At 70.0% G+C, this 7,497-nt stretch carries 6 protein-coding genes; all 6 read left to right on the plus strand.

Annotated elements, in window-relative coordinates; all coding sequences use genetic code 11:
• The first annotated feature begins 197 nt into the window (after window positions 1-197).
• Window positions 198-1,019: a DeoR/GlpR family DNA-binding transcription regulator gene (locus tag H9657_RS15170; protein ID WP_191784264.1), complete on the plus strand. Its 822-nt coding sequence runs from the start codon at window positions 198-200 to the stop codon at window positions 1,017-1,019.
• Between the two features lie 126 nt (window positions 1,020-1,145).
• On the plus strand, window positions 1,146-2,435 hold the full coding sequence (locus H9657_RS15175; RefSeq protein WP_191784265.1) for an ABC transporter substrate-binding protein: 1,290 nt from the start codon (window positions 1,146-1,148) through the stop codon (window positions 2,433-2,435).
• Window positions 2,436-2,502: 67 nt separating this feature from the next.
• A complete protein-coding gene (locus H9657_RS15180; RefSeq protein ID WP_225215418.1) occupies window positions 2,503-3,462 on the plus strand; it encodes a carbohydrate ABC transporter permease in 960 nt (319 codons plus the stop codon).
• Window positions 3,463-3,465: 3 nt separating this feature from the next.
• On the plus strand, window positions 3,466-4,353 hold the full coding sequence (locus H9657_RS15185; protein WP_318241532.1) for a carbohydrate ABC transporter permease: 888 nt from the start codon (window positions 3,466-3,468) through the stop codon (window positions 4,351-4,353).
• Window positions 4,354-4,403: 50 nt separating this feature from the next.
• Window positions 4,404-5,264 carry a ketose-bisphosphate aldolase gene (locus H9657_RS15190; protein ID WP_191784266.1) on the plus strand — a complete coding sequence of 287 codons (861 nt, stop codon included), beginning with the start codon at window positions 4,404-4,406 and terminating at the stop codon, window positions 5,262-5,264.
• A 27-nt stretch (window positions 5,265-5,291) separates the two neighbouring features.
• Window positions 5,292-7,497 (plus strand): ADP-dependent glucokinase/phosphofructokinase (locus tag H9657_RS19245; RefSeq protein WP_225215419.1); only part of this gene is annotated, 2,206 nt, incomplete at its 3' end.

The raw sequence follows: 7,497 nt of genomic DNA on the forward strand, positions 1-7,497 counted from the left end.
CCTGCGGATCACCCAGCCAGGTCGAGTGGCCCGTGGCCACGACGGGGCAGGCGGTGGAGCGCCTACGGATCCACCTACGACCTCGCCCGGAGTGCCCGCTCGCGATCCCTCGTCGATCCGCACCGATCCTGGTGTGTCCGGCGCAGCGGTCACGCGATCACCTGCGAGGTCATGCGACTTCGTGCTACACCTGACGTATGGCCCATCAGCCCACAGACCCCCACCCCGGCAACGGCCGACGTCTGCCCGCCGGCAGGCAGGCCGAGCTGGCCCAGCACGTCGCGAGCGCGGGCGAGGTGACCGTCGCGGAGCTCTCCGAGCGCTTCGGCGTCTCCATGGACACCGTCCGTCGCGACCTCGACCGCCTGCACGCGGACGGCGTGCTGGTGCGCACGCACGGCGGCGCGATGGTCGCGACGGGGCAGGCACGGCCGGACCGCGCTCTCGGTGAGCGCATGGTGATGCAGTCCGAGACGAAGGAGGCCATCGGTGCGGCCGCGGCCCGCCTGGTCACGGACCACTCGGCGGTCGTCGTCGGCAGCGGCACCACCACGCTCGCGGCCGCGCGCCACCTCCAGCAGCACCGTGGCCTCATCGTCGTGACGAACAACCTGCTGCTGCCGGGGGTCCTGCCGCGCGAGGCGGTGCGGGACGTCTACCTGCTGGGTGGTGCGGTGCGCATCGCGGCGCAGGCCACGGTGGGTCCCGTCGTGTTCGGTGGTGGCGGGGCGGGCGAGCGGACCATACGTTGCGACCTGGCGCTCGTGGGCGTCGGCGGTGTCGACGCCGAGATGGGGGTGTCGACGAGCCACGTGGGGGAGGCGGAGACGATGGCCGAGATGATGCGCATCTCACGTCGTGTCGCCGTGCTCGCGGACGCCACGAAGTTCGACCAGGTGCTGTTCTCCCAGATCGCGGACCTGTCCGTGATCGACTACCTCGTCACGGACACGGCACCCCGCGGTGCGCTGGCGCGGGCGCTCGAGGCCGCGGAGGTCGAGGTCGTCCTGCCGCACTAGGTTGCGCAGAGCACCGCACTTTCATGCAGCTTCACGCACAACCACTTGTAAAACCGCAAGAACTCTCCTTAGTCTGCAGGCGTGCGCAACGAAGCGCACCGGTGTCGACACTCAGTGAGGAGAGTCATGACGAGCTCGAATGGCTGGCAGCGCGGTGCGCTTGCCGCCGGCATCGCAGGAGTCGTAGCGCTCGCCGGTTGCTCCGCGAGCGGCCAGGCCGACGCGGACCAGCCGCAGGGCGGCACGGTCACCCTCGAGTTCATGCAGTGGTGGGAGCCCGAGCTTCCCAAGGGGTCCTTCCGCGAGCTGATGGACCGCTTCGAGAGCGAGAACCCCGGTATCGAGGTCGAGCTCATCTCCGGCCCGTGGTCGCAGACCAAGGACCAGATCATCGCGGGTGCCGCCTCCGGCACCATCGCCGACGTCGTCGGTCTCGACGGGTCGTGGCTGTACGACCTGTCGCGCCAGGGCGCCATCGCCGACCTCGGGGAGATCTTCGAGGAGAACGACTACGACACCTCGAAGCTCGTCCAGCAGGTCACCGTCGACGGCGCCACGGTCATGGTGCCCGCCGTCAACTTCGCGTACCCGCTCTTCGTCAACCTCGACCTGCTCGAGCAGGTCGGCGTCTCCGAGCCCCCCACGACGCGCAGCGAGTTCCTCGCGGCCGCCAAGGCGATCTCCGAAGCCGGCGGCGACGCGTCCGGCTGGGCCATGCCGCTCGCGCTCGAGACCGCGAACGGCGTCCAGAACGACATCCTCCCGTGGGTCTGGGCCGGCGGTGGCCAGATCCTGACGGACGACGGCAAGCCCGACCTGGAGAACGAGGCGTCCGTCTCGGGCCTGGAGTTCGTCAAGGAGCTGTGGGACGCCGGCGCGGTCAGCCCCGGTGCCTTCTCGATGGCCGAGCAGGACAAGGTCGAGGAGTTCGCGGCCGGTCGCGTCGGGATGATGTTCTCGTCCCTGGCCCACATCAACATGCTGCGGGCGTCGAACCCGGACCTGAACTTCACCGTCGTGGCGCCCCCGGTGCCCGACGGGTACTCCGGTGAGATCGGCATCAACACGAACTCGTGGGGCGTCGGCATCGCCGACTCCAGCGAGCACAAGGCCGAGGCCTTCAAGCTGCTCGAGTTCCTGCTCAGCGCCGAGGTGAGCTCCGAGCTCTCGACGTGGGCCAACGGGTTCCCCGGCAACGTCGACGGCGCACCGGACTTCTCCGGCACCGACCCCCTGTTCAAGCAGGCGTTCGACATCTTCCAGGACGGCTACCCGATGAACGAGTTCGTCGGTGCCCCCGTCGCCCAGGAGCTGCAGCGCCAGTACGCGACCGAGGTGCAGCGGATGCTCGACGGCGACCTGCCCGTCACCGACGCGCTCAAGGCCGCCCAGACCGCGTGGTCCGGCGAGTTCTAGACCCGGCCTGAGTCCGGTCGCGTCCGCCCCGTCGGGCGCGACCGGGCTCCCCAGGAGGAGTGGACCGTTGGTCACCATCACCAGAACCCCCCGACAGGCCGCCACGCCGCAGCCGTCCGAGCCGCAGGATCTGCGCGGCCCGCGCCGCGGCCCCAACGAGCGGCGCCGGTTCGCCGCCTTCGGCTACCTCTCGCCGACGATCGTCCTGCTCATCGTCCTCATGGCCACGCCCGTGGCCATGGTCGTGGGCTACTCGATCTTCGACAACGTCATCACCAACCGCGACCCGCAGGTCGTCGGGTTCGCCAACTACGTGCAGATCATCACCGACCGCGCCTTCTGGCAGGCCGGCCGCAACACGCTGGTGTTCACGCTCGTCAGCGTCGCGGTGCACATGGTCCTCGGGCTGACGTTCGCGATGCTGCTGAACACCGACCTCATCGGGCCCCGGCTGCGTGCGGCGTACCGCGTCGTGCTGGTGCTGCCGTGGCTGTTCACCATCGCGATCGTCGCGGTGCTGTGGCGGATGCTGCTGGACCCGCGCGGTGTCGTGAACTACCTGCTCAACACCGTGGGCATCGACGTGGGCCTGACCGACTGGCTCGGCTCCCCGGCGCTGGCGCTCGGGGCGGTCACCGTCATCAACATCTGGGCGGGCTACCCGTTCTTCATGATCAGCCTCCTGGCCGGTCTGCAGGGCATCCCGGCCGAGATGCACGAGGCGGCGAAGGTCGACGGCGCGAACCCCGTGCAGCGGTTCTGGAACGTCACGATCCCGCAGCTGCGGCCGCTGCTCATCAGCCTCGGGCTGCTCGACGTCATCTGGACCACCCAGCAGTTCCCGCTCATCTGGATGACCACGGGCGGCGGTCCGATGGGTGCGACCGAGGTGCTCAGCACCTACACCTACAAGCTCGCGTTCAGCCGCTACGAGTTCGCGCTCGCCTCGACCAGCGCCGTGGTGATCCTGCTCGCGTCGCTCGTGCTGGCGATCTTCTACGCGCGCAGCCAGAAGATGAAGGACTGACCCGTGACCGACCTCGTGCGCAAGCCACTCCCCGTGCCGAGCCCCGGCGCCCTGCGCAAGCAGCGGACGCGACGGCTGCAGCGGACCGGCGTCGTCGTCTCGCTGACGATCGCGTCGCTCTTCTCGGGACTGCCCGTGCTGTGGATGCTCTCCAACTCGTTCAAGCCGAACGGGCAGATCTTCGAGTTCCCGCCGCGGCTCGTCACCGAGAGCTTCTCGTTCGACGCCTACACGGCGATCCTCACCGACCCGGTCAAGCTCCGGTTCTTCCTCAACAGCTACGTCGTGGCGCTGTCGGTGACCGCGCTGACGCTGCTGGTGGGCCTGCTCGCCGCCTACGCGTTCAGCCGGTTCGACTTCCCGGGGAAGAAGACGATCAACGTCGTCATCGTCGGGGTCCAGGCCGTGCCGCCGATCACGCTGCTCATCCCGTACTTCGGGCTCGTGGTGGCGCTGCGGCTCTACAACACCTACCCGGGCCTGATCCTCACGTACATGATGTTCACGCTCCCGTACGCGATCATCATGCTCACCGGGTACCTCAACACGCTGCCGCGTGAGCTCGACGAGGCCGTCAAGGTCGACGGCGCCGGCGGCTGGACCGCACTGTGGCGGATCCTCGTCCCCATCGCCGTCCCCGGCCTGGTCTCGGTCGGCATCTACACGTTCATGATCGCGTGGAACGAGTTCCTCTTCGCGTTGACGCTCACGCGCACCGAGGACATGAGGACGGTGCCGATCGGCATCCAGCTGCTCATGGGGCAGCACGCCTACGAGTGGAACCAGATGCTCGCGATGAGCGTCATGGGATGCCTTCCGGTGCTCCTCCTCTTCCTTTTCTTCCAGCGTTACTTCATCGGCGGGCTCACGGCCGGCTCGGTCAAGCTCTGACGCCCTTTCACGCCTGTCCGCAACACCCCCACGAAGGAGACGGATTCGTCATGCTCGTCAACGGCTCGCAGATCCTGGCACCCGCCAACGACCACCACTTCGCGGTTCCCGCGTTCAACATCAGCGACTGGGCGATGTTCACGGGGATCATGGACATCTCGGAGGAGCTCGGCGCCCCGCTCATCGTCGCGATCCACCCCAACGAGCTGCAGCACACTACGCGGGCGTTCCTCCCGTCGGTCATCGAGCGCGTCAAGGCGTCCCCGATCCCCGTCGCGATCCACTGGGACCACGGCGCGTCGTTCGAGCAGGCGCTCGTGGCGATCCAGTGCGGTTTCACGTCGGTGATGATCGACAAGTCGATGGAGTCCTTCGAGGACAACGTGGACGTCAGCCGCAAGGTCGTCGAGGTCGCCCACGCCGTCGGGGTGTCCGTCGAGGCCGAGCTCGGGACCATCGGCAAGACCGACGACTACGCCGAGGCCGGCGCCGACACGATCATCTACACCGACCCGCAGGACGCCGCCACGTTCGTCAAGCGCACGGGCGTGGACTCCCTGGCCGTCGCCATCGGCACGCGCCACGGCATCTACCCGCCGGAGCTCAAGCCCGAGCTGCGCCTCGACCTGCTCGACGCGATCAAGCTGGCGGCACCGCTGCCGCTCGTCCTGCACGGCGGCTCCAACAACCCCGACGACGAGATCGCGCAGTCCGTGCGTCGCGGCATCAACAAGATCAACATCTCGAGCGACATCAAGGTCAGCTACCACCAGAAGATGCGCGAGGTCCTGCAGGACCCGGCCGTCCGCGAGCCGATGGACGTCCAGCCGCTGTGCGTCGCCGCGATGAAGGAGACGGCCGCCCACAAGATCCGCCTCTTCGCGGCGGACGGCAAGGCCGACCTGTACTGAGCGACGAGCACGAGGAGAGACGTCGAGATGCACGCGGACGCGACGACGCGGCTGCTGCTGGGCCTGGCCGGCACGGTCGACTACGAGATCGAGTGGGACGCGACCGTCCTGGAGCAGCTCGCCGTCGAGCTCGGGATCGCACCGGACGACCTGGACCCGGACAGGCCGGTCCACGACGAGCGTGACCTCGTCGCGAGCATCCTCGGCTTCGTGGCCCGCGGTGTCGGCGGCGAGAGGTTCGTCGCCGACACCGCGGTGATCGAGAAGGTGGCGGCCCGGTTCGTGCACCGTGTGACGCTCGGCGGCACCGGGGTGCGGGCCGCGCTGGCACTGGCCCAGCTGGACTACCCGAGCCGGGTGCACCTGGTGAGCACCGACGAGCACGTGCGTCGTCTGCTGCCGGGCGCGGTCGACGCGCTGTGCAGCGCGCAGCACGACAGCCTCGACCCGCACCTGATCGTGCAGTACCCCCGGGGGACGAGGGCACGCGTCGGGGACACGGTCGTCGAGGCGCCGCACGCCAACCGGCTGATCTTCGCGAACGACCCGCCGAGCCGCGAGCTGGTGCTGCACCCGGACCTCGAGCAGGTCGTGGGGGACAGCCACGCGTTCCTCTGCTGCGGCTTCAACGTCATCCGGGACCGCGCGCTGCTCGACGACCGGCTCGACCGCGTCGTCGAGGGCATCGCCCGCATGGCACCGGGCTCGCTGGTCCTGCACGAGGACTGCGGGTACCACGTGCCGGAGTTCGCGGCCGTCGTGCGGGACCGGCTCCTGCCGTGGACCGACGTGTGGTCGATGAACGAGGACGAGATGCAGGAGATCGTCGGGCGGCCCGTCGACCTGCTCGACCCGGTCGACGTCGCCGACGCGGTGACCCGCCTGGCCGAGCTGGTGCCCGCGCGCAACCTCGTCGTCCACTCCCGCTGCTGGGCGCTGGTGGTGGGCGACGACCCCGACACGCTGGTCGACTGCGTGGCCGGCGGCGTCGAGCTCGCCTCGACCCGCTACCGCGTGGGCGACCGCATCACCCCGGACGACCTCGAGGAGAGCCGGGACCTGCCCCGGAACCCCGACGGCCTGCGCGTCGCGCGGGCGCTCGAGCAGGCGGTGCCCCGCCTGCGCGCGGTCGCGACCCCGCAGGTCGACGTCCCGAACCCGACCACCGTCGGGCTCGGGGACACCTTCGCCGGCGGCTTCCTGCTGCGGTACGCGCGACGACGCGACGCAGGCGCCGCCACCATCCACCCCCGAACGAGGAGAGCACCCGTGGAACCGATCGTCCTGAGCGCGAACCAGCCCCCCGCCCGCTTCTACGCCGGCGGGCCGCGGATCCGCGAGTTCCGTGGCATGGACCCGGCCCCGGCCGGCGAGGTGCTGCACACGCCCGAGGACTGGGTGGGATCGACGAGCACCGTGTTCGGCTCGCAGAGCGTCGGTCTGACCACGCTCCCCGACGGCCGGCTGCTGCGGGACGCCGTCGCGGCCGACCCCGACGGGTGGCTCGGGCGCACGCACGTCGAGCGGCACGGCTCCGACCTCATCCTCGTCAAGCTGCTCGACGCCGGCGAGCGGCTGCCGGTGCACATCCACCCCGACGTGCCGTTCGCGCAGGAGCACCTGGGCATGTCGCACGGCAAGACCGAGGGCTGGATCGCGCTGGCCGACGCCGACGCGCACGTCGCGTTCTCGCGCGACGTGTCCGAGCAGGAGCTGCGCCGGTGGGTCGACACGCAGGACGTCGAGTCGATGCTGGCCGCGATGCACCGGATCCCCGTGCGCAAGGGCGACGCCGTGTACCTGCCGGCGGGCCTGCCGCACGCGATCGGCGAGGGAAACTTCGTCGTGGAGCTCCAGGAGCCGACGGACCTGTCGGTCCTGCTGGAGTGGGCCGGCTACCCGATCGACGGGACCGTCGACGGCCACCTGGGCCTGGGCTTCGACGTCGCGCTCGGCGCGGTCGACCGGCGCGGGTACACGCGCGAGGAGGTGCTCGCGCTGATCGCCGAGCCCGCCCAGGACGGCAACCTGTTCCCGCGCGCCGGCGAGTTCTTCCGCGCGCACCGCCTGCGCGACGGGGGTGGCTGGGAGGCGGGCTTCGCGGTCGTCGTCGTGCCGTCCGGCCAGGGCGTCCTGACGACGTCGTCCGGTGCGAGCACGCAGGTCGCCGCGGGGTCGACGGTCGTCGTGCCGTGGGCCGCGGGTGACGTCCGGGTCTCCGGCGACGCCGCCC

It is taken from the genome of Cellulomonas avistercoris (assembly GCF_014836445.1).
GTDB lineage: Bacteria > Actinomycetota > Actinomycetes > Actinomycetales > Cellulomonadaceae > Cellulomonas > Cellulomonas avistercoris.